At 53.2% G+C, this 25,720-nt stretch carries 23 protein-coding genes; 9 read left to right on the top strand and 14 right to left on the bottom strand.

Going from position 1 to position 25,720, the window contains the following annotated elements; genetic code table 11:
• Positions 1-147: 147 nt before the first annotated feature.
• Positions 148-1,008 carry a DUF421 domain-containing protein gene (locus NST44_RS11880; protein WP_007127331.1) on the bottom strand — a complete coding sequence of 287 codons (861 nt, stop codon included), beginning with the start codon at positions 1,006-1,008 and terminating at the stop codon, positions 148-150.
• Between the two features lie 163 nt (positions 1,009-1,171).
• On the opposite strand from NST44_RS11880, the gene NST44_RS11875 reads away from it, so the two are divergent.
• The 3 genes from NST44_RS11875 to NST44_RS11865 all read left to right on the top strand — a co-directional run bounded on the left by NST44_RS11875 (position 1,172) and on the right by NST44_RS11865 (position 3,269).
• Complete coding sequence (locus NST44_RS11875) at positions 1,172-1,378, top strand: DUF1657 domain-containing protein (RefSeq protein ID WP_007127330.1); 207 nt, start codon at positions 1,172-1,174, stop codon at positions 1,376-1,378.
• Between the two features lie 176 nt (positions 1,379-1,554).
• Entirely contained in the window at positions 1,555-2,517 is a 963-nt protein-coding gene (locus NST44_RS11870; RefSeq protein ID WP_007127329.1) for a sugar kinase, read from the top strand.
• An 89-nt stretch (positions 2,518-2,606) separates the two neighbouring features.
• Positions 2,607-3,269: a bifunctional 2-keto-4-hydroxyglutarate aldolase/2-keto-3-deoxy-6-phosphogluconate aldolase gene (locus NST44_RS11865; protein WP_007127328.1), complete on the top strand. Its 663-nt coding sequence runs from the start codon at positions 2,607-2,609 to the stop codon at positions 3,267-3,269.
• 141 nt (positions 3,270-3,410) lie between these two features.
• Here NST44_RS11865 and NST44_RS11860 read toward each other — a convergent pair whose 3' ends face one another.
• The 5 genes from NST44_RS11860 to NST44_RS11840 all read right to left on the bottom strand — a co-directional run bounded on the left by NST44_RS11860 (position 3,411) and on the right by NST44_RS11840 (position 8,994).
• Positions 3,411-4,016, bottom strand: coding sequence for a YitT family protein (locus NST44_RS11860; protein WP_210094395.1), 606 nt, complete (start codon positions 4,014-4,016; stop codon positions 3,411-3,413).
• A gap of 126 nt (positions 4,017-4,142) precedes the next feature.
• Positions 4,143-4,997, bottom strand: a complete 855-nt coding sequence (locus NST44_RS11855; protein ID WP_244869082.1) for an MBL fold metallo-hydrolase — start codon at positions 4,995-4,997, stop codon at positions 4,143-4,145.
• Between the two features lie 289 nt (positions 4,998-5,286).
• Positions 5,287-7,260, bottom strand: a complete 1,974-nt coding sequence (locus tag NST44_RS11850; protein ID WP_210094396.1) for a PTS fructose transporter subunit IIABC — start codon at positions 7,258-7,260, stop codon at positions 5,287-5,289.
• Positions 7,261-7,333: 73 nt separating this feature from the next.
• Positions 7,334-8,245 (bottom strand): 1-phosphofructokinase, encoded by a 912-nt coding sequence (gene pfkB, locus NST44_RS11845; RefSeq protein ID WP_007127324.1) that lies wholly within the window; start codon positions 8,243-8,245, stop codon positions 7,334-7,336.
• Complete coding sequence (locus tag NST44_RS11840; RefSeq protein WP_007127323.1) at positions 8,245-8,994, bottom strand: DeoR/GlpR family DNA-binding transcription regulator; 750 nt, start codon at positions 8,992-8,994, stop codon at positions 8,245-8,247. Before NST44_RS11840 ends, pfkB begins: the two co-directional genes overlap by 1 nt.
• Positions 8,995-9,281: 287 nt before the next feature.
• Here NST44_RS11840 and NST44_RS11835 point away from each other — a divergent pair, with 287 nt between their 5' ends.
• Positions 9,282-10,193 (top strand): molecular chaperone DnaJ, encoded by a 912-nt coding sequence (locus tag NST44_RS11835; RefSeq protein ID WP_007127322.1) that lies wholly within the window; start codon positions 9,282-9,284, stop codon positions 10,191-10,193.
• A 101-nt stretch (positions 10,194-10,294) separates the two neighbouring features.
• Here NST44_RS11835 and NST44_RS11830 read toward each other — a convergent pair whose 3' ends face one another.
• Entirely contained in the window at positions 10,295-11,242 is a 948-nt protein-coding gene (locus NST44_RS11830; RefSeq protein WP_210094397.1) for a hypothetical protein, read from the bottom strand.
• A gap of 176 nt (positions 11,243-11,418) precedes the next feature.
• On the opposite strand from NST44_RS11830, the gene NST44_RS11825 reads away from it, so the two are divergent.
• Both NST44_RS11825 and NST44_RS11820 read left to right on the top strand, forming a co-directional pair.
• A complete protein-coding gene (locus NST44_RS11825) occupies positions 11,419-12,279 on the top strand; it encodes a DegV family protein (RefSeq protein WP_210094398.1) in 861 nt (286 codons plus the stop codon).
• A 248-nt stretch (positions 12,280-12,527) separates the two neighbouring features.
• A complete protein-coding gene (locus tag NST44_RS11820; protein WP_007127319.1) occupies positions 12,528-13,031 on the top strand; it encodes a hypothetical protein in 504 nt (167 codons plus the stop codon).
• Positions 13,032-13,122: 91 nt separating this feature from the next.
• Here the strand turns inward: NST44_RS11820 and glpX are convergent, their stop codons facing one another.
• The 4 genes from glpX to NST44_RS11800 all read right to left on the bottom strand — a co-directional run bounded on the left by glpX (position 13,123) and on the right by NST44_RS11800 (position 16,148).
• Positions 13,123-14,100 carry a class II fructose-bisphosphatase gene (gene glpX, locus NST44_RS11815; RefSeq protein WP_007127318.1) on the bottom strand — a complete coding sequence of 326 codons (978 nt, stop codon included), beginning with the start codon at positions 14,098-14,100 and terminating at the stop codon, positions 13,123-13,125.
• A 154-nt stretch (positions 14,101-14,254) separates the two neighbouring features.
• Positions 14,255-15,061 (bottom strand): pyruvate, water dikinase regulatory protein, encoded by an 807-nt coding sequence (locus tag NST44_RS11810; RefSeq protein ID WP_007127317.1) that lies wholly within the window; start codon positions 15,059-15,061, stop codon positions 14,255-14,257.
• Between the two features lie 13 nt (positions 15,062-15,074).
• Positions 15,075-15,734: a helix-turn-helix transcriptional regulator gene (locus NST44_RS11805; protein WP_007127316.1), complete on the bottom strand. Its 660-nt coding sequence runs from the start codon at positions 15,732-15,734 to the stop codon at positions 15,075-15,077.
• 237 nt (positions 15,735-15,971) lie between these two features.
• Positions 15,972-16,148, bottom strand: coding sequence for a GapA-binding peptide SR1P (locus tag NST44_RS11800; protein WP_007127315.1), 177 nt, complete (start codon positions 16,146-16,148; stop codon positions 15,972-15,974).
• A 319-nt stretch (positions 16,149-16,467) separates the two neighbouring features.
• Between NST44_RS11800 and NST44_RS11795 the strand changes: the two genes are divergently transcribed.
• Positions 16,468-17,457: a cation diffusion facilitator family transporter gene (locus tag NST44_RS11795; protein WP_210094400.1), complete on the top strand. Its 990-nt coding sequence runs from the start codon at positions 16,468-16,470 to the stop codon at positions 17,455-17,457.
• Positions 17,458-17,559: 102 nt separating this feature from the next.
• On the opposite strand, the gene NST44_RS11790 is transcribed toward NST44_RS11795, so the two are convergent.
• Positions 17,560-19,356: a S9 family peptidase gene (locus NST44_RS11790; protein ID WP_213613695.1), complete on the bottom strand. Its 1,797-nt coding sequence runs from the start codon at positions 19,354-19,356 to the stop codon at positions 17,560-17,562.
• 312 nt (positions 19,357-19,668) lie between these two features.
• On the opposite strand from NST44_RS11790, the gene NST44_RS11785 reads away from it, so the two are divergent.
• Positions 19,669-21,060: a SpoVR family protein gene (locus tag NST44_RS11785; protein ID WP_210094402.1), complete on the top strand. Its 1,392-nt coding sequence runs from the start codon at positions 19,669-19,671 to the stop codon at positions 21,058-21,060.
• Between the two features lie 146 nt (positions 21,061-21,206).
• Here the strand turns inward: NST44_RS11785 and NST44_RS11780 are convergent, their stop codons facing one another.
• Complete coding sequence (locus NST44_RS11780; protein WP_210094403.1) at positions 21,207-22,277, bottom strand: globin-coupled sensor protein; 1,071 nt, start codon at positions 22,275-22,277, stop codon at positions 21,207-21,209.
• A 438-nt stretch (positions 22,278-22,715) separates the two neighbouring features.
• Complete coding sequence (locus NST44_RS11775) at positions 22,716-24,611, bottom strand: PrkA family serine protein kinase (RefSeq protein WP_007127310.1); 1,896 nt, start codon at positions 24,609-24,611, stop codon at positions 22,716-22,718.
• A gap of 265 nt (positions 24,612-24,876) precedes the next feature.
• Between NST44_RS11775 and NST44_RS11770 the strand changes: the two genes are divergently transcribed.
• On the top strand, positions 24,877-25,701 hold the full coding sequence (locus NST44_RS11770) for a DUF2161 family putative PD-(D/E)XK-type phosphodiesterase (RefSeq protein ID WP_007127309.1): 825 nt from the start codon (positions 24,877-24,879) through the stop codon (positions 25,699-25,701).
• Positions 25,702-25,720 lie beyond the last annotated feature (19 nt).

Raw genomic sequence — 25,720 nt, 5'->3', positions numbered from 1 at the left:
TCTTGTGTCTGGGCAGGAGCAAGCATTCAGCCGCCCTGTAAGCGGTGTCTGCTGTACCCCCGGAGTCGGCGGCATCCGGCTCCGTTTTGTGATACACAAAAATATCCTATTCCGTTTTCGGCGGCATTATGACTGGAGATCTTTTTATCAAGTATTCAGAATGGGCTTAACCTCCTGCAGAATACGGGCCATCTCTTTGGCGCTTTCCTCGTACATCTTCTTGGCCGCCTTGTCCTTGGTGTTTAAGCTGAACAGCTCCAGATCCGCCTGGCATTTCTTCAAATTCGCGAACAGTAAGGCTCTCTCCTGGTTCTGGGGCTGCTGCATTTGGTCGTCATATAAATCAATGGTCAATCCGCCAAAGGTATCCACTTGTGCAAAGTACACATCTTTGAGCTTGACGCCCTGCTTGTCCAGTTCATCCTTAAGCCAGCTTTGGCTGAACCCCATGACGCGCAGCGGCTCATCCAAAATTTTACCGTCCATAATGACCGCCTGCGGCATTTTTTCAGGGGCAATCTTAACGCCCAAATCCTTCGGCGTGACCGGAAGCGTATCACGCTTCTGCAGCACGGTGATATCCCCGCTGGACTCCATGATGGCAAATTCGACGTCAGCAATCTGGAAAATGTCCTTCTTCCGCAGCTGCTGCATGAGATCATCGGATGTCAAACGTTCTTTTTTCATATTGTCTTCCAAAACTTTGCCGTCCTTGATGAGCACCGTAGCTTTAAAATCGATAAAATCCCTTACCTTCTTGCTCTTCATTTGGGAGTATTCAATCAGCAAAGAGCAGAGCACCCACACTCCCAGGGCAATCAGTCCAAGATACCAATTGGCTTCCAAATCGAGCGAGATGTAAGCAGCCAAGCTGCCGATCGTAATTCCCGTTAAGTATTCGAAAAAGGACAGCTGCGTAACCTGCCGTTTACCAAGGGCTTTGGTCAGCAAAAACAGAACAATTACAGCACACAGCGTCCGTAGGATAATTTCCAGCCATTGCGGCATAAGAGTGCCCTCCAATCCTTGATGGGTTGTCGCGATATATCATCTTTATAAATTATGGACAAAAGTACGCTATGAAATCACGCCACTATTTTCCTGTCCGTCTTAAACGCATGTTCCTGGCCGAAATGTGTACATTAGTTCAAGAAAGGAGTGATAACAAACCATGACCGTAGCATCCGATGTCAAAACCTGCCTCTCTTCCTTGAAAAGCGCGCAAGCCAGCCTTGAGCAGTTTGCTCTGTCCACACAGGATGAGAACGCTAAGAACATGTTCACCCAAGCGGCTCAGCAAACCCAGCAGATCGTAGACCAAGTAGCTCAGCGCGTGCAGCAGCTTGAACAGGAGGAGCCTCAATACAAAGGCTTCTAAATCTCCCGCATCAACAAAACATCTAAATAGGATTCGGCGTCTTGGCCGAAGCTCACCCCCGGACCATTCACGGTCAGGGGGTTGTTTATTATGTTGGGAACTTTAATATTGAGTTATCCCCCATGGCAAGGTAAAGTGTTAAAATAATGGTATTGTTTATAAAGGGGGCAGCATGTATGACGAGTGACACACCAAAGCTGGATGTCATCACATTCGGCGAGTCGATGGGATTATTTTATCCGGAAGGGCCCCGGGGCATCGGCCAAGGAGGAAGCATGGCCCAGTCCTTCGGCGGTGCGGAGAGCAACCTTGCAATCGGTCTTGCGCGGCTTGGGTGCACGGCAGGCTGGTTCGGCAGACTCGGTCGCGATCCGGTCGGCACCGGCATTTTGAAAACGCTTCGGGGAGAGGGTGTCGACGTTTCAAGGGCTACCCAGACCGATGAAGCGCCGACAGGAATTATGCTGCGGCAGACCGTTCGCGGACAGTCCTCCGTTTACTACTACCGCAAGGACTCTGCGGCAAGCAGGATGACCCCTGCGCATGTGGATGCCGAATACATAGCACAAGCTAAGATCGTTCATATCACCGGCATCACTGCTGCCCTAAGCGGCAGCTGCCTGGAAACGATCCGGCATGTGGTATCCCTATGCAAGGAGCATGGCGTCCGGATCAGCTTTGATCCGAACCTGCGACTCAAGCTGTGGAGCATAGAGGAGGCTCGTCCCGTCTTGCTGGAGCTTGCGGCTTCCTGCGATTATTTCCTTCCTGGATATGACGAATGCAAGCTGTTGTTTAAGACCGAGGATGAAGAGGTCATTACCGAGCAGCTCCGGAAGCTGCCGGGGATGAGCATAATCAAAAGCTTCAACGGAAGCAATGTGATTGTGCACAGAGAACAGACGTATTCCCTTCCGTTTGAGAAAGTGGACCAGGTCGTCGATACGGTAGGTGCTGGAGACGGGTTCTGTGCCGGCTTCCTCGCCGGAGTTGCTAAGGGCTGGTCGCCGGAGGAAGCGCTCTCGTTAGGCGGTCTGACCGGATCGATGGTTATCCAGGCTCCAGGCGACTGGGAAGCCCTTCCGACTTGGGACGAAGTGCTGCAGCGCCGCGGACAAGCCGCCCACATCGAGCGTTAAGAGGCATAGGCTGTTTTACGTCTTTCCACTCCAGCAGTATTTACGCTAGGCCTTGATCCATTCATTTAATAACCGATAGGAGTGTTACTATGAAGAAACTCAGACTGATCCAACAAATTCATGATGCCGGCGTCGTGGCGGTTCTTCGCGGGGACTCGCCGGAAGAAGTCGTCGAGGTCGCCCAGCGTGCCATTGAAGGCGGTATCAAAGTGATCGAAGTGACGATGACCGTTCCGTTCGCCACCGAAGCAATCACCCGGCTGGCAAAAATGTATTCCTCGGAGGATCCGCAAGCCGACAATTATGCCATCATTGGCGCCGGCACCGTGCTGGACTCGGAAACCGCAAGACTGACCATCCTGGCCGGTGCGGAGTTTGTCGTATCCCCTGGCTTTGACCGGGACACCATCATGCTCTGCAACCGCTACCGCGTTCCGGTAATGCCGGGGGCCGTCACCGTACATGACATTGTCGCCTCCCTAGAGCTCGGTGTGGATGTCATTAAGCTGTTCCCGGGCAATCTGTACTCGCCATCCGTGATCCCATCCCTTAAGGGCCCGCTCCCGCAGGCGAACATTATGCCTACCGGCGGGGTGAACCTCGATAACCTCCATGAATGGATCAAGGCCGGTGCATTTGCAGTCGGAATCGGTTCAGATTTAACCAAGGATGCGATGAAGAGCGGCAACCTTGATCTGATTTCGGAGAAGGCCCGTGCATATATCGATGCATTCAAGAAGACCAAGGCCTAACTTGTACGTATGCAAAAGGACTGCCGCGCATTCGCTGTGGCAGTCCTTTTTTAGATGATGTCCCCTCTTCTCTTCCCCGCCGACGGCTTGCTGCGTGCATTCAGAAGCGCCGTTCCCGCAGTGCTTGTTGAAGCACGCCGATCATAACCTTCTCGTTCTTCGATGACCATGCTTTAGCGTACAAAGCCCGGTTGCCACGCCCCCAGACAAGATCGTGAAGATGGAGTTAACAAACGTATTGCCTGAGAGAACAGCACCTCCGATGCCGATGATCACCGCATCCATCAGCAGGATGATGATTCCGACATTCAGAGGCACATACTTGGACAGAAAATGCGCCAGCAGGTCCGTTCCCCCCGTACTTGCGTCATTTCTTAGCATCAGACCAAGGCCTGTCCCGATCAGAGCGCCGCCAATCATGGCGCTGGGTATGGCGCCGGGGGCAAACACACGTAATACATCCCCTTGATACGGGGACAGCAAATCGATGACGAACGAAGAGATCAGCATGCCTGATAAGCTGTTGTAAAATATTTCACGATTAAGGACCCAAGCCGCAATGAATATGGGGACACTGCACAAGATGATGACAAAGCCGATATGTAGGTCAAACACATAATTAGCAATGAGAGCAATACCGATCACGCCGCCATCCAGCACTTTTTGCGGGACAAGAAAGAAATTGGTCCCCATCGCGATCAGGAAGCTTCCGATCACGATGATGACATGTTTTCGAAATGACAGCATATCCAACAGCTCCATTTATAAGGCATGTCTCATTTATATGCTCGTCAAATCGAAAAATTGCGGCCTTATCCTTGTTGATTTCAAAAAAATTCCACTCTATAAGTGCAAAACCACCTGTACGAAGGGCTACGCCTTGACATAAATCAATCGTTCCGTTCGCGCCATCACTTTGGTCTTCATATATGGATGGTTCTCATAACAATAATCGATAAAATGCCCCGGTCTTTCCCCGTTCAACGGGAATACGTCATAGTGGAGTGGGATCGTCAGCTCGAAGCCCGCTGCTGCAGCAAGCTCAGCCGCCTCACGGAAGCCCATATTGCCCACGATCCCATCCTGCCTACGGAAGGCGTCTCCCCCGTTGATCGGCACCATGCCGATGTCAATCGCGTGATTCCGCAGCCGCTCAACAAGACCCGGGTAAACGACGGTATCGCCAGCATGATACATTAGCACGCCCGAAATATCAATCAAATACCCGACATACCGGTGCCCCAGCATCCGATCCTCCTCAAGCACTTCATGAGCCGCCGGCACCGCCATCAAGCGGAAGCCCTCAAGCTCCTGCCATTGGTCGCACGCGGCAGCCAGCAGCCGGTCTTCGGCAACTCCTGCGTCTCGCATCGCCTCATGACAGATTGCCGGCGCGACAAAGCGGGTGTCCGGGTTATTCTTGGCGATAACCGAGATCGTCCCCAAGTCCATATGATCATCGTGCTCATGCGTAATCAGCACCACATTGGCATTCGTAACATGCTGCGGCTTAAGCGGAGCTGGAAAAGCCCGCTGGAGGTCGCTCTTCCGCTCCAGCTCGTCGGACAGATAAGGATCGATATAAATAACGGTCTCCCCGCCTTTAATTACAACGCTCTCCTGTCCCAAAAACCAAACCGCAGCCATTCCGTGCGGAGCGGATGTTCGATTCATCTCCCCGATCAGCTGCTCCGGTGTTCGTCCATGGCCGTTATGACGTCCATTCACTTGTCCCCTCTCCCTTCGGTTGATGTTGCAATAAACGGTGAGCACAGATGCTTCTGCTTATTCATCGACTCACCAGCCTCTGTACATACTGTACCCTAAATCAGCATCTTCTGGGAGCTTTTCATCGTAGGAATTGTGTTATGTTAAACGGGACAACGTAAAAAAAGAGCTGGAAAGGGGCTTGCCGCCTCTTATTCCAACTCGCATCAAGTATTTGGAGATATTTTTGCTTTAAAACCAGCAACATTCAAGAGATAATGCCGGTAAGATCGGGCTAAAATCCACTGCTCTATTTGCTTTCAACCGGCCGCTTCCACAGACCCAGCAGTACACCTGACAGCGCCGCGCCAATGATAACGGCCAGCAGGAACAGCAGCGCGTGGTTGGCCAAAGCCGCTACGAAAATCCCTCCATGCGGGGCCGGAACGTTAACGCTCCACAGCTGTGTCAATCCGCCGGCAACCGCCGAACCGAGAATGCACGATGTCAGTACGCGCAGCGGGTCGGCAGCGGCAAATGGGATCGCGCCTTCCGTGATAAAGGAAAGACCCATAACATAGTTCGTAACCCCGGACTTGCGCTCCTGTTCCGTAAATTTGCGCTTGAAGAACGTCGTAGCCAGGGCGATTGCCAGAGGAGGAACCATGCCGCCGGCCATCACCGCCGCCATCATCGCGCCGTTCGTATTGCCGCTCGACGTAAATACGCCGATAGCGAATGCATAAGCCGCTTTATTGAAAGGGCCGCCCATGTCAATCGACATCATTCCGCCGAGAATCAGACCAAGAATGACGGCATTGCCCGTTCCGAGATTGTTCAGAATATCGGTCAGGCCAAGATTGATCCAGCTGAAGAACGGATCGAACAGATAAAACATGATGGTACCGGTGATCAGCAAACCAACGACTGGATACAGCAATATCGGCTTCAAGCCGTCCAGTGCCTTCGGCAAGCCGGCAAACCATTTGCGAAGCAGAATGACGACATATCCGGCAAGGAAGCCGGCAGCCAAACCGCCGAGGAACCCGGAATTCGAATTCAGCGCCATCAGGCCGCCGACCATGCCGGGCATCAATGCCGGACGATCACCGATGCTTAAGGCAATGAATCCGGCAAGGACCGGAATCAGGAAGTGGAAAGCGCCTTCTCCTCCGCCAATCGTCTGCAGCAGCTGAAAGAGCGGATGATTCTCACCGGCAAGCTGCTCGATCAGGAAGGATACGGCCAGCAGAATGCCTCCGCCGACAACGAATGGCAGCATATGCGAAATCCCGTTCATCAGATCCTTGTAAATTTTGCTGCCGATGCCGCTGTGTCCGCCCTGCTGTTCTCCGGATGTCCCGCCGCCTTCGCTGCGGTAGATCGGCGCATCACCGCTCGCTGCCTTTCGAATCAGCTCCTCCGATTTGCGGATGCCGTCGCTGACTGGGCGCTGCAGCACCGGCTTGCCGTTAAAGCGGGCCATCTCGACCTGCTTATCGGCAGCAATGATGACGCCGGCGGCGCGCCGAATTTCCTCCTCGGTCAAAATGTTCTGCGCCCCTTCCGAGCCGTTCGTTTCCACCCGAATCTCGACGCCCATCTCTTGGGCTTTCTTCTTGAGCGCGTCCTCCGCCATAAACGTATGGGCGATCCCGGTCGGACAGGCCGTTACGGCAACGACGAAGGCGCCTTGCTCACCGGAGGCTGCTCCGTCCTGAACGGGTGCGGCTTCGATAGCGCTGTCAGACTCCGGACGCTTGTCCGATTGCTTCTCTGCTTCTTTCCTTTGCTTGGCAGCTTCCTTCTCGGCCTTTGCCGCTTCTTCTTCCGCCTGCTTGGCATCGAATAGCGCCGTTACTTCCTCAGGCGTCTTCGTCTCCATCAACCGGCTGATGAAATCGGCATCAATCAGCAGCCTGGAAAGTGCAGCAAGCGTCCGCAAATGGGTATTTCCCGCGCCCTCAGGCGCTGCAATCATGAAGAACACATAAGCCGGCTCGCCGTCCAATGCCTCAAAATCCACACCCTTGCTGCTCTTGGCAAATACGACGGTCGGCTCGTTCACCGCCCGGGTCTTCGCATGGGGCATCGCAATGCCTCCGCCGATCCCCGTGCTCGATTCCGCTTCCCGCTTCAGAATCGCTTCCTTGAACAGGACCGGATCATTGATTCGTCCGCTTGCGGCCAGGCTGGCAATCAGCTCGTCGATCGCCGCCTCCTTCGTTACCGCTTGCAGATCCATAATCATGGTCTGCTGAATCATTAATTCCGTTATTCTCATTATGGATAACACTCCCTTAATTTCTGCCTTAGATGTCTGCCGTTTCGCAGCCGCATTGCAAACATGCATGTCCTCACAATGGCGTGATCGTGACCTGTTCACGAAGTTTATCGATCATTTCTCTGGCTGCCAGATCGTCCGAGAACGCCGTTGCGCTTCCCGATGCAACCCCGGTCCGGAATGCCTCAAGCGGACTGTGCCCCAGAGACAGCGTGCCGACAAACCCGGCAATCATCGAATCGCCTGCGCCTACCGAATTCCGGACCGTTCCCGCCGGAACGTTGGCGTGATAAACCTGATCAGCCGTAATGAGCAGGGCTCCTTCTCCCGCCATGGAGATCATCGCATGCTGCGCACCCTGCTCAAGCAGCTTGCGGCCGTACATGACAAGCTTATCGCGCGAATCCATCGGGACGCCGAATAACTCGGCCAGCTCGTGATGGTTCGGCTTGACGACAAGCGGCTGCTGAGCCAAAGCCTTCATCAGCGCATTCCCCGTCGTATCGATCACGAATTCGGCTCCGCTCTTCTTGCACGCTTGAATTAACAGGTCGTAGAAGCCTGAGCCAAGCGATGGCGGAACGCTTCCGGACAGTACCGCGATATCGCCCGGCTGAAGCCGTGACAGCTTATGGACCAATTCATCGGCCTCCTCTTGCCGGATGCTCGGCCCGAGGCCGTTAATCTCCGTCTCGTCCCCGTGCTTAAGCTTGATGTTGATTCTTGTATCATCTTCAATCCTCACGAAGTCGGTGACGATCCCTTCCTTTCTCAGCGTCTCGTCGATAAACCGCCCGGTAAATCCACCAAGAAAGCCGATCGCGGTATTGTCTGCGCCGAGCTGGTTCAATACCCGCGAGACATTGATGCCTTTGCCCCCCGGGAACTTCAAGTCCCGGGCCATTCTGTTCAAGCTTCCAAGCTCGATATGCTCCACTTCCACGATGTAATCGATGGAAGGATTCAAAGTTACCGTATATATCATCATGATCCCTCAATTATGTTGGTTTTCTGTGCTATGGACTTCCGCCAGGCTTCCGGCAGCGATTCGGTAATCAACGTCGCTTCGCTTAAATCCAGCAGCTTAGCGAACGTGACTTCTCCGATCTTGCTGGAGTCCGCAAGAACATAGCTGGTAGCGGACAGCTGATGGGCCCGCCGTTTGATCAAGGCTTCTTCCGGATCCGGCGTCGTATACCCCATCTCGATATCGACGCCGTTCGTCCCGAGAAAGCAGCGGTCAAAGCGGAAGTTATCCATGTTTTGAAGAGCTATGCTGCCGATTACGGCTTTCGTGCGAATCTTCATCATGCCGCCCAGAAGATAGCTGTTGATGCGTTTGCTTACCAATGCTTCGATATGCGATAAGCCGTTGGTCACAACGGTCACGTTGCTTGCTTCGATAAACGGGATCATCGCCAATGTGGTCGTTCCCGCATCCAGATAAATGCTCTCGCCATCCTGTACCTGCTGCGCAGCCAGCTTGGCAACGGCATTTTTCTGTTGAATGTTTTTGAATGATTTCTCTTCCATTCCCGGCTCGGGGGCCTTTTGACTCGGCAGCGCTGCTCCCCCGTGAATACGCTTTAATAAGCGGCGTTCCTCAAGATCAATCAAATCACGCCGCACTGTAGATTCCGATGCTTCCAGGAGTTCGACCAATTCCTGCAATTTGACGACCCCGCGCTCTTGTAAGCGCTCTAAAATAACGCGGTATCTTTCTTCAGTCAGCATAATGAATCCCCTCCAGATCTAATCCTATCATATTTCGCGCAAAAAACAATCAAAAATAATCATAAACATTCATAATCCTTCAAATTATTGAATGGCATATTCCCTATATTTTTCATACCGCTCCAGCTTTATCCGCCCCGCTTGCTTCTGGCTCTTCTTCGTTGCGGCTGGGTTTTATCGTCCTAATGCCGACTCGCCTGCACCGTCTATAAACGTTTGTGCAAGTATGCCTCTTCACTATATACTGGTAACTAGGAAACTCTCACAGTATAGAAGAGGTGACATGGATGGATCAATTGAAAGAAGCCTACGAACGAATGGGCTTGCCGGAGGATGCGACCCGGGAACAGCTTGATGACAGGTATACCCTCCTCATGCGTCAGACCCGTTCGCAGCAAAGGCGTGAGCCGGACCGGGCGGAAGAGATTGAAGCCCGCTTCGCCGAGATTACCAAGGCCTACAAATTCATTCTTGATGAAGAGAACCGCAAGTCTCTGGAGGAATTGAATCAGAAGCGGTATGGAAAATACAAAAAACTGGCCGGAACTGCCGAGAAAACCGACCATTTCTTCCGTTATTATAAATTTCATCTGCTTGGGGGCATCGCCATTCTTGGCATTCTTGTGTATATCGCGATCAGCATCTTTAACCATCAGGCGGAAAAAGAGCGGCTGGCAAAGCTGCCCCCGGTAGACCTCTCCGTGATGTTCCTGGGGTCGTATTTCAACCCCGACGGCGGTACGGATGTCAAGCCGATTGAAGACGCGATTTTGGCACAGTTTCCCGAGTGGAAACGCGTAACCGTTAACATTAATTATGTGCCGGCGCTCGACTCGAACAATCCGCAGGACGCCGCCATGCTGCAAAAAGCGCTGCTCGTGCTGGCAACCGAAAGGCCTGACCTTTATATCATGGATAAGAATGCATTTGACTGGGTCGGCAATCAAGGCATGGTACGCCCGCTGGAAGCAGAAGTGAACGGCGAGCTGAAAGCGCTTGTGACACCGGAGATGCTTCTGAAGGGGGTCGACGAGGAAGACGGCACCGAGCATGTGTATGCCGTCGATATTATGGGAAGCAAGCTGGGCGAGGAAATTCCCGTGCTCAAGAACGAGATGTACGCAGGGATTCGTGAGGGGACGGAGAAGGACGCCAACGCAAAGCTCTTTATTCAGAGATATCTCGAAGCTTCTAAATAGCACGCAGCATTGAGGGAATAACAAAACCGCCCGGGAGGCAAGGAGTCGGCTCGCGATTCCCCTTACGCCGGGCGGTTTCTTTTATCTAAATAAGTGGAGAGTTATTGGTTAACGATCGTAGCTAGCGATGCAAACGCATGTGGCACAAAGCCCTCGGTCGGCTCGCGATGCGGGATATTCACACGGAAGATAAAGCCTTGACCATCGATTTCCGCTACGATATATTCCCGGGTCAGCTGCTCCCCTCGGGCAATCATGTACACGGGGGCATTTTTCAGCGCCTGATTTCTTTCATTCTCCTTCGCCTCAAGGACTTTACCCACTTCGGCCAATTCTTTCTCGGCCTCTTGCTTCAGCATGTCCCCGTTGTAATCCGAGGGCAGCTTCGTAATTTTTACATAATAATCTGGATCCACATTCATTGTCAGCTTGCCGGTCTTCGCGTCAAACGAGAAGATATCGAATATATACAAGGAATACCCGTTTCCTGAAGCCAGCTTGGCGGTCTTCGTCTCCTTCATGCCTTCGAGCTCAAGCTCCACTTCCTTCGTGGCGGGAAGCTGCGAGGTATCCGAATCCGAGCCGCTGCCGGACTGCCTGACCGTTATTTTCGTCAGAATCAATTGCTTCAGCCCTTCATCGCCTTCAACCGGCTCCTCGAAATATTCGAAGGCAACCTCTTCATTTCCCTGGAGTCCGGCAATGGCTTCGTTCATATGATCCCCGAGACGGAAGGCGGTCGGTCCGTCTTCGGTTTCAATCTCTACGGAATGATTATCAATTTGACCCACATAGGTACCGGTCCCCTGTTTCGTTTCAGTGCTCTGACCCTCTTCCGGATCTCCCGGCTTTACCGGTTCTTGCGTTTCGCCTTCTTCAGGATTGGGCTCCGCCGGCTGCACCGGTTCTTGTACTCCTTCTTCAACCGGATTCGGATCGACCGGGGGCTCTGCTGCCGGTTGTTCACCGCTGCACGCGGTAACGGCCAGAAGCAATACAGCCGCAGTTGTGAGTGCAACCAGCTTGTTCCGAGCTGCTCTCTTTCCCATAAAACCACCTCCTATCATTACGGACGAAGGAGGACCGATGAAGGTTGCGGCCGATTACCAATTCTTCTTAATATTTCCTGCCGCCACCCGGCCCGCCTGACAATATCATTCACTTTTACTATCAAACAAGGTATGCTAGTAGTACAGAGCAAAATAGTTGATAAAGGGAGATGTTCATGTCTGGAAAAATTAAAATATTCGCTGATAGTACTTGCGATCTGCCCTCTGCATGGATAGAAAAGCATCATATCGGAATTATTCCTCTCTATGTGGTATTTGGTGAGCAATCTCTGCGTGACGGCGTGGATATTACGCCTGAGCAGCTGTACGCCAAGGTCGACCAGGTAGGCCATCTGCCAAAGACAGCAGCTCCTTCCCCATCTGACTTCATCGCCGCCTTCACGCCTTCGATCGAGCAGGGCGAAGATATACTGTTTCTCAGCATTTCATCCGAGCTGTCCTCGACGTATCAAAACGCGCTGATCGCTGCCGGCGAGCTGCCTGAGGGCCGGGTTACCGTCTTCGATTCCCGCAATCTCTCCTGCGGCATCGGACTCCTCGTGATGAAGGCCGTGCGTGCAGCCGAACAAGGCGCCTCCATTCCTCAAATCGTGGAGCTGCTCAGCCGAACCGTCAATGAAGTGGAGTGCGAATTCGTTATCGATACGCTGGATTATTTGCATAAAGGCGGTCGCTGCTCCGGCATGCAGAACATCATCGGCAGCTTGCTGAAGATCCGTCCGGTGATTAAAGTCGTCAACGGCGGAATGATTCCTGCCTACAAGGTTCGCGGCAAGAAAGAAAAGGCACTGGACCAGATGATCCAAAATGCGCTCGCTCAGGTCCAGGACATGGACAATGATTTGATCATTGTTGTACATACGATGGCGGAAGAGGAAGCCCGGTTCCTGCAGAAGGAGCTGCAGGAGAAGACCGGTGCACGGGAGGTTGCCATCTCCACGGCCGGATGCGTCATCTGCAGCCATTGCGGACCGCATACCGTCGGCCTGATGTATACCAAGAAACCGGCCGTTTAAGAGGCTGTTTTTCTAAAAATTCGTCGTTCCCGACTTTTTAAGTAGGGCTTTAAATGGTGGGTTATTCAAAGACAGTTCTGCTGTGCAGTTAGCATCATGCAGAGCTGTTTTCTTTATGTCAAATTGCTTCATTGCAATATCCTAGACTTTGGTCCAGTTCCGCGGGATACTCGGGACCGAGGACATCCTCATCCAGAACATGGTATTCTTGAGTTAACTATTTCTTTATAGGAAGGAAGTAAGCTCGTATGTTGAAACGTACCATCCTCGCTCCCCTGCTCATTCTGCTCGGTGCTTACCTGCTGCTCAATCAAGGCGGCTCCGTTGGCGCCGGCTCCATCTTTGCCACCTTCTGGCCAACCTTGTTCGTGATTCCGCTGGGGCTGTTTTTCCACTGGATGTATTTCTCGCTGGTCGGGCGTCAAGGCATCGGCCTGCTCATCCCGGGAGGAATCCTGCTGACAGCCGGTGTCGTCAGCCAGATCGCTTCCTTATTCGACAGCTGGGACACGATGTGGCCGGGATTTATTCTCGCCGTTGCAGCCGGCCTGTTCGAATTCTACTGGTTCGGCTCGCGCAATAAATGGCTGCTGATCCCCATCAATATTTTGACCGTGCTGTCCCTGCTGTTCTTTGTTGTCTTCTCCATTGGTCCGATGCTGAACTATTTGTCCGTGATCCAGCCTGTCATTGCGGTTCTGCTCGTGCTCGGAGGTGCTTGGATCATACTCGGACGCAAGCGGCACAGCTGAATTCAAGCCGGCACGAATTCAATAACTCAAACAAAAGCTGCCACGGGAAACCCGGGCGGGCGGCTTGTGCGCATGCACAAAGAGGGATCGATCAGGATGATGCCGCAGCCGCCAGCGTTCCCGATCCCGCGAACAGCTGGTGGACGCTCCGCAGATAACGGACCGTTTGCGTACCCGAATGCATCAGGACCGAGTGCGTCTCCGCCCGCTGTCCCGGCAGGAATTTGACGCCCTGCAGAAAATCCCCGGGCGTTACCCCGGTCGCCACGAACAGCACGCCTTCCCTTCCTACCATATCCTCCATCCGAAGCAATTGCTCGGGATCCTGAAGCCCCATCCTGCGGCAGCGTTCCATATCGCCCGGCGTAACCGGAATCAGCCGGCCCTGAAGCTCGCCGCCAAGGCATTTCAGCGCGGCCGCGGCCAGCACCCCTTCAGGCGCCCCGCCGGACCCGACATAAAGATCGACCTCGCTGTCGGTGCAGGTTTCGATCGCTCCCATCACGTCTCCATGAGTGAGCAGCTTGATTCGAACCCCCGATTCCCGCAAAGCCGCAATCATGGCGCTGTGACGCTCACGGTCCAGAATGGATACCGTCAATTCCGATAACGGCTTATCCAGAATGACCGCCGCCTTCTGAAGCGTTACTTCGATCGGGTCGTCCAGGCTCAGCCTTCCCGCGAGCCGAGGACCAGCCGCCAGCTTGTGCATATAAATATCGGGTGCATGCAGAAGGCTTCCCCGCGGAGCTGCCGCGATCACCGATAGAGCATTATTCAAGCCGCTAGCCACCGTTTCAGTCCCTTCCAGCGGATCAACGGCAACATCCATCTTCGGTCCTTTGCCGCTGCCTACTCTTTCCCCAATATACAGCATTGGCGCTTCATCCATCTCGCCCTCACCGATCACGACCACGCCGTTCATAGCGACCGAATCGAAGTGCTTGCGCATCGCAAGCGTCGCAGCCTCATCGGCACTGTGTTTGTCTCCTCTGCCGGTCCACCGGGCGGACCTGAGCGCCGCTTCCTCCGTTACTCGTACCAACTCCAATGCCAATGAGCTCTCCATTGATCGTACCCTCCCTCTCCTATATGTTCCGTCATATAATTTGGACAGATTGAATGCATGTCGTGGGCAAGCACGTAAAATGTTCCTGCAATCGCAGAAATCATTTTACTCTCTTGCCTGCATCGTATCGTTAAAACAAACTTCTATGGACATATTATTTCAATAAATTCGTGATCAGCCCCGCCGTCTCTTCAATGGCCTTATCCGTCACATCAATGACAGGGCAGCCCAGCCGTTCATACAACGACAGCGCATAATCGAGCTCCTCGCGGATCCGCTCAAGGGTCGCATACTGAACCTCATTCGGAAGCCCCATCACCTTGAGCCGTTCGCTGCGGATCTTCAGCAGATGCTCCGGCTCCATCGTCAAGCCGATGATCGTCCCCGTCTTCACCTCTTGAAGCTGCGAAGGCGGAGACAAATCCGGCACGATCGGATAATTGACCGTCTTGTAGCCTTTATGAGCAAGAAACATTGACAGCGGCGTCTTGGATATTCGCGAAACGCCAAGCAGGATGATGTCTGCCTTCAAGATCGCGCTGACATCCTTGCCGTCATCGTATTGAACGGCGAATTCCATCGCCTCCACTCGGCGGAAATACGTATCATCCAGGCGATGCAGCAAGCCGGGCAGCCGCTTCGGATAATCGTTGAAGGTGTCGGCGAAGGCCTGCATCATCGGTCCCATAATATCGACCGCGCGGATATTCAGCCTTACCGCCTCCTCCCGGATTACTTCCCGCAGCTCCGGCTGCACCAGCGTGTATGCTACAAATCCGCCCCGTCTGGCAACCTCCTCCATCAGCTCCGTAAGCTCTTCCTCGTCCCGAACATTCATATATCGCTTGATTTCGGCGTCTTCCAGCTCGAACTGCCGCAGCGTTGCCTGTACGACCGCTTCGGCCGTCTCCCCGATTGAATCTGAACAGATTGCTATAAAATGAGTCGATGCCTGATTCATCCGATTCCTCCCACTATTCCTCGGCTACCATGTCGAGCAGCATTTTGATGATATTAGTTTTGGTAATGCGTCCTACAACCTTCCAGTGATCCGGATTGCCGTCCTCTGACGGAACGACAACCGGCAGGCTGTCGATCTGCCTTGTTATGATTTTGCGGGCGGCATCAAGCACCGTATCCTCCGGCTGTACCGTGGTCACATTCGCCCGGCGCGTCATAATAAGGCTGACCGGCATGGACGAGGCCGACGGATTCCCCAGCGTCACCTTGAGCAGGTCCTTGCGGGACACGATGCCTGCAAGATGGCCGTCCGCATCGGTCACAATGAGGTTCCCCACGTTTTCAAGGAACAGGGCGACAACCGCCTCCTGGATCGTTGTGGTCTCCCTTATGATGATCGGAACGCCGTGGAGGTCGCCAACCTTCATTTTGAGCAGTCGGAACTTTTCCTCCCGATCAGGCTCGCCCCGCTTTCCGAGAAAATATCCAACCTTAGGCTTTGCATCGATGTAATCCAGTATGACAAGCTTGGATAAATCGGTACGCAGAGTAGCCCGGCTAACGTTAAGCAGCTCCGCGATTTGATCTCCCGTAATCGGGGCATGCTTCTTTACGATATCGACGATTTCCAGCTGTCTTGGCGTCAGTTCGATAGTGATCCCTCCTGCTTCCATTTCCTCTGCTTGCGGATATAATACGTCATATATATTATATATGCAACATATTTTCGTCTAAAATGATGACATAAAGTATTAATATTTTTTGTATGGCCTATTAAAAAAATTGATAAAGATTGTTCTCCTGATGATCCTCGGGTCCCCATCTCATGCCTGACGCCAAATAAAATGCAGAAAATAAAAAGCATGCCCCGGAATGCACTTCCTAGGCATGCTTTGCTTAGATTAATGAACTTATGAATTCTGGGCAGTACTTCGCTCGCACTCTCCTTTGCCGCAGTATCCGTGAATGATTTTAACGCCGTCGGTGGGGATCGTATCAACCATTTCTTCACATCCGGAGCAAATAATAAGCCCCATATCCTGTCTTCCTTGAGCCACTCCTGCCTCTGGACTTGTCAACGCCTTCATTCCCATTTCCTCCTTAGCATTGTTTCGCATTGCTGCAAGGCAGATGTCCTTACTCCTTACCCAATGGTTCAACCTTCAATCCCTTCTCGCCGCATCCAGAACGGCTTCGCCCCACCCATCCTTTATTTTCCACTATATTGTTAATGTATTGGGTAAGAAATAAAGTTATGAGTAATTCATGGAGAATGAGCTTTAACTTCGGGTAAACTAAGGAAACGGCCGTACGCTGGAGGAAAAAATCACCATATATTCGGTATCCTGTGATAATATAGATTTCGGAAATCACCTGGAAATTGACACTGATCGACGGAGGGTTTGGATGAAAAACTTGTGGCAGCTCATTAAGAAAGGAAACACGTCTTCGGCCATCGCATCGCTTGGCAATACGGGACTTGCGATCATTAAAGCGATCGCTGCTTCCGTCAGCGGCAGCGGGACGATGTTCGCCTCCGCCATGCATTCTGTCGCCGACGCCGTGAACCAGGGCTTCGTATTCGTCGGCAGCGTGCTCGCCGAGCGAAAGCCGACCAAGAAGTTCCCTACAGGGTTCGGGAGGGTCATCAATCTGGTCTGTATGGTTGCGGTCATCGTCGTAACGATTATGGCCTATGAAACCATTCATAAAGGCTACAAGCTTCTGAAGCATCCGGAGGAGGCAACGAGCTTCTGGCTGAACTTCATTGTCCTGGCTATAGCGGTCTTGATTGACGGCGGTATCCTGATGAAGGCGATGAAGGAGATTTTAAAAGAAACCCGGACCGAAGCTGCCGGACTCGGCATGTTCCCGGCCGCCTTCAAAAACGCCGGCAAGGCCGCACCGCCTACCCGGCTTGTGTTCTATGAAGACATCGTCGCCACGCTGGGAGCGCTGTTTGCGCTGATCGCCATCGTATTTGCCCACTTCATGGACTTCCTGATCCTCGACGGCATCGCAACGATTCTGATCGGATGTCTGATGATCGGCGTAGCCTTCAAGGTCGGGTACGACAATATGGTCGGTCTGATCGGCGTTTCAGCGCCGAAGGATGTCGAGGAGAAGATCTCCCGGATCATCCTTGCGGACCCGGATGTGCGTGACATCAATCGGCTCCGCATCGTGCAGGAAGGACGAAGCTACCATGTCGAGGCATACATCGAGCTGCGGCAAGGCATGTCCCTGGCCGAGGCCAGCGTATCCAAAATGCGGGTCAACTCCTTGCTGCTGCAAAACCCGGACATCTCCGATGTTACCCTGGGCATTCTGGAAGACGACAACATCCGGGTCTGGAGCCCGAGCGCCGATCTTGGCAGCGAACCACAAAAGCCTTAAAGCCCAGCACCTGTCGCCCCCTCGCGAGCACTGAACAGTCCGCTGCAGCCATAAAAAAGGCGCCCGCAATCGCTTGATGCGAGGCGCCTTTTTGTGATCCGATTATTGATTTCTCCGCAGGAACTCGGCCATGCGGGCATAGGCAATTTTTTCGTTGGCTTTCTTTGTGATGCCATGTCCCTCATCCTCGAACACGATATACTCGACGTCCCGGCCCTTGGCTCGAAGCGCCTCAACGATTTGGTCCGATTCCGCTTGAACGACACGCGGGTCATTCGCTCCCTGGATGATCAGCATCGGGTTCACCATGTTGTCCAGGTAGGTGATCGGCGAATCCTTGATGAACCGCTCCCGATCCCGCTCCGGATCGCCGAGCCAACGCTCCATGATCGGCTTCCAATGATCCGGAACCGAGTTGTAGAAGGTAAACAGATTGCTCACCCCCACGATGTCAATTGCCGCTTTGAAGTACTCGGGATTGCGGCCGGCCAGGAGCAAGGTCATATAACCGCCGTAGCTTCCACCCATAACAAAGAGCTTTTCCCGGCTTGAAATTCCCTGTTCGAACAGCCAATCCATTCCTGCAAGACAATCCTTGCGCGGCCCTTCGCCCCAGTCCTGCTCCACCAGCTTGACGAAGGAGCTGCCATAGCCTGTGCTGCCCCGGAAGTTCGGACAGAAGATATGGTATCCCTGTGCCAGGAGATACTGGAACATCGCCCGGAACTGCTTGCGCTCTGCGGCTTGCGGACCGCCATGCGGCCAGAAGATCGTGTATCCGTTAGCCACTCCCTCCTTGGCCCGGAACAGCAGCGCTTCGATCTCCATGCCGTCAAAAGACGGGTACGTAACGGTCTCAGGTGAGCACAGATCCTCCTCTGTCAAGCCTGTCAACACGTTCTTCGTCAGCATGGTCCAGCTGCCGTCCTTGTAGCGGTAAATATTCAGCGGCTTGACCGCGCCGCGGGCCAGCAGGTACAGAGTCCCCGATTTCGTCACGTTCAGCTGCTCTACGATATCCGCCGGCAGAGGCAGCTCCGTCAATTCGCTGCTGTCCATGGAATAGGCATACAGCTTATCTTCCACGCCTTTTTCCGTCAGGATATAAAGCGTTCGGGAATCCTCATGCCAGCGTAGAAGCTGAACGCTCTCCCGTTCGATCCGGCACAGCGGCTCAAACTTCCGCTGGGAAATGTGATACGCGGCGACGTAAGAAAACTCGGAATCATAGTCGGTCGTAAACACGACATGATCGTTGTCGATAAACTGCACGCCGCCGGCGGTATGCACCTGCTCTGGCGACGGAGTCAGACACAGAGGCTCCTCGGATTCCCGCTGTACATAGCTTATGTAATAGGTATTGGCATACATTTTCGTATAAGCAATGGTCTTCTCGTCAGGACTCACGGCAGACAGCTCGGTGGCCGTATCCCGGCCTTCATGCAGAAGCTTCTTCTCTCTCGTCTCCAGATCATAGACCAGGGAGTTCAGACAGGACGGGTTGCCTTCCGATGTGACGTAATACAGCCTTCTGCCGTCCTCGGACAGATGTACGAAGAAATACTTGTCATCCGGATTGGCATCCTCGAATAACGGAATCGCTTCCCCGCCGCTCCAGCGCAGCGCGTGCATGTGATAGTTCTCATTGCCGTCGCGGTCAAACCCCGTAAGAATATGGCGCCCCTTGGGGTCCAGCTTAATGAAGCTTGCGGCCTGGTCATTGTAGGTAAGCGGGTAAGGATATGCCGTCTCCTCCCTCAGGTCCATCGCCCATAAATTGAACTTTCCGTTCATGCTGCTGCTGAATACCAGTCTGGACTCATCTGCGCTTACAGCAAAATTACGAATCAAATAAGTCTGGAAAAATTGCTCGACATCCGGTTTAGGAAATGGAATCATTCCTTTGCCTCCCTGTCCCTCTAATTATCCACAGGTTGATTAACTGGTGGATTATGCCAACGCAGCGGATTATCTCATATTATAGCGTAAATCATTTCCGCGAACATCCTGACATTGGCATGAGGGCAAATCCGTGATCGACAGTCTCGGCATGGTATTTTTTTACACCAAAAAGTGGTCTCCATGCTTTCACCGCCCGCTCTCTTAACAAGCCTATTCTTCGCCCGACTCCTCCCTTGAGCCCGCATATCTCCATCAAGTTCCCATATATATGATAAGAACCAGGTTTCCATTAACGAAGGAGGGATCCTCGTGCACCAAGACGAGATTGCTGAGTTAGAGCGCTCCATTGCAGAGATTACCGAAATTGCATCAGGCTTCGGCCTTGATTTTTATCCCATGCGGTATGAGATCTGCCCGGCAGACATCATATACACCTTCGGCGCTTATGGCATGCCGACGCGGTTCAGCCACTGGAGCTTTGGCAAAACCTTCAATAAAATGAAGATGCAATACGATTTCGGTCTCAGTAAAATCTACGAGCTCGTGATCAATTCCAATCCGTGCTACGCTTTCCTCCTGGACGGCAATTCACTGATTCAGAACAAGCTGATCGTCGCCCATGTGCTCGCCCACTGCGATTTCTTCAAAAACAACGCCCGTTTTTCGGTCTCCAACCGCAATATGGTGGAGAGCATGTCCGCTACCGCCGAGCGGATATCCCGTTATGAGCTGGAGCATGGAACGGAAGCGGTCGAGCAATTCATTGACGCGGTTCTGGCGATCCAGGAGCATGTCGACCCTCAAATCCTGAAGCCCGAAAAACTCGACAAGCAGCGCTATAACGAGCGGCGGATGCTGGAGCGGCGGGAAGAGGCCAAACGCCAGAAGCCTCCCGGCCGGTACGATGATCTATGGGAGCTGGATGAAGACGAGGAAGAAAAGGCGGAGCAGGCTCCCGCCGCGCCAAAGCGGTTTCCGGCTGAGCCGGAGAAGGACATCATGTGGTTTATTCAGGAGCACTCCGATATTCTTGAGGATTGGCAGCGGGACATCATGAGCATGCTTCGCGAGGAGATGCTGTATTTCTGGCCGCAGATGGAGACGAAAATCATGAATGAAGGCTGGGCCTCGTACTGGCATCAGCGCATACTGCGGGAGATGGACCTGACCAGCGAGGAAACGGTGGAATTCGCCAAGCTGAACGCTTCCGTCGTCCAGCCGTTGCGCCACAGCCTGAACCCGTACTATCTGGGTCTTAAAATCTTCGAGGACATCGAACGGCGCTGGGACCGGGAGAAGATGTTCGACGTGAGGGAATACGACTCCGACATCTCGTTCCTTCGCAATTATTTGACCAAGGAGCTCGTTGAGGATCTGGACCTGTACGTATTCGAGAAGAAGGGCCCTGAGTGGAAAATTACGGACAAAGCGTGGGAAAACATTCGGGATCAGCTCGTCGTCTCCCGCGTAAACGGCGGCAACCCCTATCTGGTCGTCACCGACGGGGACCATCTTCGTTCCGGTGAACTCATGATCAAGCATCTATTCGAAGGCATCGAGCTTGATCTGAAATACATGGAGCGCACAATACCGTACGTTTACCGGCTCTGGGGCAAGCCGGTGCATTTGCACAGCATGATCGAAGGCAAGCCGATTCTATTCTCCTATGACGGCAAGAAGCTCCACCGGCGATTTATTTGAATGACTTTTGTCGCAGCTTCGATTCGTTTCTTCCGCATTAATAAAAATAGAAGCAGCATCCTCCCGGTGCAATCGCTCCGGTCCGTGGATGCTGCTTTCTTGTTCATCTGTAAGATTTATCGCCAAGCACCGCCTTCGCTTTCGAATCAAACGGTGGCCTTCTCGGACTTCATCGGAGCCGATTCAGCTTCCAGATCATGCTTGTGCACGTCATACTCGTGCTTTAAAGCCTCCAGGTCATCCGCGAGCTTCTCCATCATCTTCACGAAAGCCGCCAGCTCCTGGGAGCTTGCCGCCTGATTTCGGGCGTTCACCGAGGTCTTCTCGGACTCCTGCTCCACCAGGCCCAGCTTGCGTATAATCCCGCTGACTTTGCTTTGGATCTCTTCCATCGCTTTTTTAGAATGTGTTGCGAGCTTTCTCACTTCGCCCGCCACCACCTCGAAGCCTCTTCCGAGCTCTCCGGCATGCGCAGCCTCAATCGCGGCATTCAGTCCGAGCAGATGGCTCTGGTCGGAGATTTCCCGGATCAGGCTGCCCATCTGCTCGATCTGGAGAATCTCCTCGCCAAGCTCGGCGGTCAGCGTATGGGCCTTCTCTTGAGCCTCCGCGGTTTTCATGGCATTATCGGCCATCAGCGCTGCGCTTTGATCCAGCTCAACGATCATGGCGGTCAGCTCCTGCACCGATTCTGTAATCGCTTCCAACATTTTCTGTTGATCCGTGACCAAATTTTGAATTTTTTCTTTCTCCTTCATCTCATAAGCCTCCAGAACGAGCTGAGAATCCAGATTGAACATTTTGCTGAGCGCATGCACGACATGCGTCCATTGCTCAGGAAGCAGCTGCTTAAACAGATCTGCTGCAATATCCAAATATAGCATATAGCTGCCGAGATAATAATCGGTATTCAGCCCGATTCTCGAATGAACTTGTCCGATCTTAATCCGGTTCTCGAGATAGGCCTCATCCACCCGGCCTTCTGCAAGCGACAACCAATATACCCGCTGGGTTTCCTTCAGCCGCTCCATGGTCGACATTCGGTTAATAATCTGCATGAGCTGCGGCTGTTCGCCGATTCTCGCGTAAAACCGGTCCACCACCTCCTCGACCACCTTGACAAACACATCGCGGTGCTGTGCAAGCAGCTCTAAATCATGCTCACGTAGTCCGATATACTCCAGCTGCTGACGTCTTTTCGGTGAAACATCCATCATGACGAAATCCTTCACTCCTAAATAGAATGATCCCTGTTACAGGTCTAAGTACTTAGGGTTCATTATAGACTATATTTACCAATCAAGGCATAATTCTAAAGTCCTAATTGAGTGTATAAAATCACATCTTGCCATTGCCTGAATATGCAAGTTAAATCGAAAATGCGATCATACCGGACGAGTTTCGATACCCCCATGCAGACAGAAACAAGCTGCGCTGGCGGTAACCATTTACCGCCAGCGCAGCTCGCCTTCAACCTTCGTTTGGATTACCGCTCCCAAGCATTCTCCCTCTGCGTAATCCCTAACAGCTGACCGGGCTGACTCCAAAACAGGCTATGCCCCCGCCGGTTCATTTTTTTGCGAGTCCTTCCGCTCCTGACGTTTAGTCTCACTTCCCGCAAGAACGGTGGATGACGCCAGCTCTCAGGACGAAAGTTATCGGTTCAGCAGACTGCCTACGTACCGCAGCAGCTCATTGGCGCAGACCGGGCAGTAGCCGTGCTCCTCGATCAGTCTGGAGCTGACTTCGTTAATGCGTTTCAGCTGCACCGCATCCGGCGTTTTTGTGGAGGTGGTGATTTTGACGATGTCTTTGAGATCTGCGAACAGCTTCTTCTCGATCGCTTCGCGCAGGCGCTCATGATTATGGTACTCGAACTTCTTCCCTTTGCGCGAATATGCCGAGATGCGAATCATGATTTCCTCGCGGAAGGCCTTCTTGGCATTCTCTGATACCCCGATCTGTTCCTCGATGGAACGCATCAATCTTTCATCCGGATCCATCTCCTCGTCGGTCAGCGGATCGCGGATCTTGGTCCAGTTGCAGAATGCCTCAATATTATCAAGATAGTTCTCGAACAGCGTCTTGGCCGACTCTTCAAAGGAATAGACAAACGCCTTCTGCACTTCCTTCTTGGCCAGCTCATCATACTCTTTGCGCGCAGCTGCAATAAAGTTCAAATACCGTTCCCGCTCCTCCTTGGTAATGGAAGCGTGCTGATCCAGCCCATCCTTAATCGCCCGCAGCATATCCAGCGCGTTAATGCACTGAAGATCCTGCTTAATAAGAGCGCTTGAGATCCGGTTAATGACATACCGGGGATCCACGCCGGACATGCCTTCCTCTAAATATTCGCTCTGCATCTCTTTCAGATCGGCTTCCTTGTAGCCCTCCACTTCTTCGCCGTCGTACATGCGCATTTTCTTGATCAAGTCCATTCCCTGTTTCTTTGTCTCCTTCAAACGGGTCAATATGGAGAATATTGCGGCGGAACGCAATGCATGCGGCGCAATATGGATATGCTTCATGTCGCTCTGCCCGATCAGCTTGGCATAGATTTTCTCTTCATCGCTGACCCTGAGGTTATACGGGATCGGCATGACGATCATCCGGGATTGGAGCGCCTCGTTCTTCTTATTGGCGATAAAGGCTTTGTATTCCGCTTCGTTCGTATGGGCCACAATCAGCTCATCGGCGCTAATCAGCGCAAAGCGTCCGGCCTTGAAGTTCCCCTCCTGCGTCAGGGACAGCAAATTCCACAGGAACTTCTCATCGCATTTGAGCATTTCCTGAAATTCCATCAGCCCCCGGTTGGCCTTGTTGAGCTCCCCGTCGAACCGGTATGCCCGCGGATCCGACTCGGAGCCGTATTCCGTGATGGTAGAAAAATCAATGCTGCCGGTCAGGTCGGCAATGTCCTGCGATTTCGGGTCGGAAGGGCTGAATGTCCCGATCCCCACCCGGCCTTCTTCCGAGATGAGCACCCGTTCAACCTTCACGCTCTCAATATCGCCGCCGTATTCGGTCTTCAGCCGCAGCTGGCAGGCCGGGCACAGGTTCCCCTCGATGCGAACGCCAAGCTCCTTCTCGATCTCCGGCCGCAGCTCCAGCGGGATCAAATGAAGAGGCTCCTCCTGCATCGGGCAGCCTGAAATGGCGTACACCGCACCGCTGTCGGTTCGGGAGTACTTCTCCAGCCCCCGCTTGAGCATCGTAACGATCGTGGATTTTCCTCCGCTGACCGGCCCCATCAGCAGCAGGATCCGCTTGCGGACATCGAGCCGCCGGGCTGCGGAGTGGAAGTATTCCTCGACCAGCTTCTCAATCGCCCGGTCCAGTCCAAAGATCTCCTGCTCGAAAAACTTATATTTTTTCCGGCCGCCGCTCTCCTCGATCCCGTAGGATTCGATCATGTCATACACACGGGCGTGAGCCGTCATGGCTGGAGAGGGATCCTTCTTTAATAATTCAATATATTCCCTGAATGTGCCGCTCCACGCCAAACGGTCGCTCTCTGCCCTATATGATGCTATGCGTTCGAAAATATCCATTTTCGCTACCTCCTATGAGTCTGTTTATGGGGATTGGCTTCCATTCCACAGCGTCATTTGAAACATTCGATTTCGAAAAAGTGTACTACATACCTATGCGCCTTGCCCGGAATAGTTGACCTTATTTTCGAAGTCAAGCCGGAGCTTTTTTGCTGAGCGCCGCTCGTCTTATCCCAATCGGGAACGCCACGATGCGGTCCTCATGCTATACTGATTTTACATGAACGTAACATTCGAGCAGATGCAATAATCAAGGAGGGCAATCATGGCGATCAAGCATGAAGCCGAGCTGTACGCTCCATTGAAGGCTTTTTTTGAAATAAATGGGTATGAAGTCAAGGGGGAGGTTCGGAATTGCGACCTGGTCGGAATGAAGGAGGGAGCGGACGAGCCCCTGATCGTGGAGATGAAAAAAACATTCAATCTGGCGCTGCTTCTCCAAGGGCTCGAACGCCTGAAACTGACGCCTTATGTGTACCTGGCCGTAGAGAAGAGCCGGGCCAAGAAAGGGGCCGTCAATCAGCGCTGGTCCGAGCTGACCGGATTATGCGGGCGGCTCGGCCTCGGGCTCATTACGGTCACCTTCTACAAGACGAAGGCCCCGTTTGTGGAGGTGCTCTGCGAGCCGGAGATCGCCGTCACCCGGGGACGAACGGCGATCAGGCGCAAGGAGCGGCTGCTGAACGAATTCAGGGAACGCAGCGGCGACTACAACACGGGCGGCGTCACCCGGGCCAAGCTGGTAACGGCTTATCGCGAGAAGACGCTCCGCGTCGCCGCTGCCCTATACAGCGCGGAGAATGAGCAGCGGGAAACGCTGCGGCAAAGCGGCGAGGCGTCTGCCGCTGCCGAGGCCAATCCTGACGCTCCCCTGCCGGGAATATCGCCCGCAGCTGTGCGTGACCGGAGCGGCGTTGGCTCGGCTGCAGCCATCCTGCAGCGCAATTACTACGGCTGGTTCCGGCGGGTCGGGCGGGGACGATATCTCCTTACCCCGGCCGGTCTCCAAGCCCTCGCGGATTATGCCAACGTGCTCGAATCCGCTAGTATGACGGGACTTAATGGCTTGTCGTCCGAGCGTCTACGTTGATCATCGTGCAGCAGTCATC

It is taken from the genome of Paenibacillus sp. FSL W8-0919, from assembly GCF_038003785.1.
GTDB classification, from domain to species: Bacteria; Bacillota; Bacilli; order Paenibacillales; family Paenibacillaceae; genus Paenibacillus_AQ; species Paenibacillus_AQ lactis.
The sequence above is the reverse complement of the archived record's forward strand: the minus strand, read 5'-3'. Positions and strand labels throughout refer to the sequence as shown.

What these genes read in the sequence shown, in the direction of transcription:
- NST44_RS11880 (WP_007127331.1), bottom strand. Translation starts at nt 1,008, where the DNA reads ATGCCGCAATGGCTGGAAATTATCCTACGGACGCTGTGTGCTGTAATT.
- NST44_RS11875 (WP_007127330.1), top strand. Translation starts at nt 1,172, where the DNA reads ATGACCGTAGCATCCGATGTCAAAACCTGCCTCTCTTCCTTGAAAAGC.
- NST44_RS11870 (WP_007127329.1), top strand. Translation starts at nt 1,555, where the DNA reads ATGACGAGTGACACACCAAAGCTGGATGTCATCACATTCGGCGAGTCG.
- NST44_RS11865 (WP_007127328.1), top strand. Translation starts at nt 2,607, where the DNA reads ATGAAGAAACTCAGACTGATCCAACAAATTCATGATGCCGGCGTCGTG.
- NST44_RS11860 (WP_210094395.1), bottom strand. Translation starts at nt 4,016, where the DNA reads ATGCTGTCATTTCGAAAACATGTCATCATCGTGATCGGAAGCTTCCTG.
- NST44_RS11850 (WP_210094396.1), bottom strand. Translation starts at nt 7,260, where the DNA reads ATGAGAATAACGGAATTAATGATTCAGCAGACCATGATTATGGATCTG.
- pfkB (WP_007127324.1), bottom strand. Translation starts at nt 8,245, where the DNA reads ATGATATATACGGTAACTTTGAATCCTTCCATCGATTACATCGTGGAA.
- NST44_RS11840 (WP_007127323.1), bottom strand. Translation starts at nt 8,994, where the DNA reads ATGCTGACTGAAGAAAGATACCGCGTTATTTTAGAGCGCTTACAAGAG.
- NST44_RS11835 (WP_007127322.1), top strand. Translation starts at nt 9,282, where the DNA reads ATGGATCAATTGAAAGAAGCCTACGAACGAATGGGCTTGCCGGAGGAT.
- NST44_RS11830 (WP_210094397.1), bottom strand. Translation starts at nt 11,242, where the DNA reads ATGGGAAAGAGAGCAGCTCGGAACAAGCTGGTTGCACTCACAACTGCG.
- NST44_RS11825 (WP_210094398.1), top strand. Translation starts at nt 11,419, where the DNA reads ATGTCTGGAAAAATTAAAATATTCGCTGATAGTACTTGCGATCTGCCC.
- NST44_RS11820 (WP_007127319.1), top strand. Translation starts at nt 12,528, where the DNA reads ATGTTGAAACGTACCATCCTCGCTCCCCTGCTCATTCTGCTCGGTGCT.
- glpX (WP_007127318.1), bottom strand. Translation starts at nt 14,100, where the DNA reads ATGGAGAGCTCATTGGCATTGGAGTTGGTACGAGTAACGGAGGAAGCG.
- NST44_RS11810 (WP_007127317.1), bottom strand. Translation starts at nt 15,061, where the DNA reads ATGAATCAGGCATCGACTCATTTTATAGCAATCTGTTCAGATTCAATC.
- NST44_RS11805 (WP_007127316.1), bottom strand. Translation starts at nt 15,734, where the DNA reads ATGGAAGCAGGAGGGATCACTATCGAACTGACGCCAAGACAGCTGGAA.
- NST44_RS11800 (WP_007127315.1), bottom strand. Translation starts at nt 16,148, where the DNA reads ATGAAGGCGTTGACAAGTCCAGAGGCAGGAGTGGCTCAAGGAAGACAG.
- NST44_RS11795 (WP_210094400.1), top strand. Translation starts at nt 16,468, where the DNA reads ATGAAAAACTTGTGGCAGCTCATTAAGAAAGGAAACACGTCTTCGGCC.
- NST44_RS11790 (WP_213613695.1), bottom strand. Translation starts at nt 19,356, where the DNA reads ATGATTCCATTTCCTAAACCGGATGTCGAGCAATTTTTCCAGACTTAT.
- NST44_RS11780 (WP_210094403.1), bottom strand. Translation starts at nt 22,277, where the DNA reads ATGATGGATGTTTCACCGAAAAGACGTCAGCAGCTGGAGTATATCGGA.
- NST44_RS11775 (WP_007127310.1), bottom strand. Translation starts at nt 24,611, where the DNA reads ATGGATATTTTCGAACGCATAGCATCATATAGGGCAGAGAGCGACCGT.
- NST44_RS11770 (WP_007127309.1), top strand. Translation starts at nt 24,877, where the DNA reads ATGGCGATCAAGCATGAAGCCGAGCTGTACGCTCCATTGAAGGCTTTT.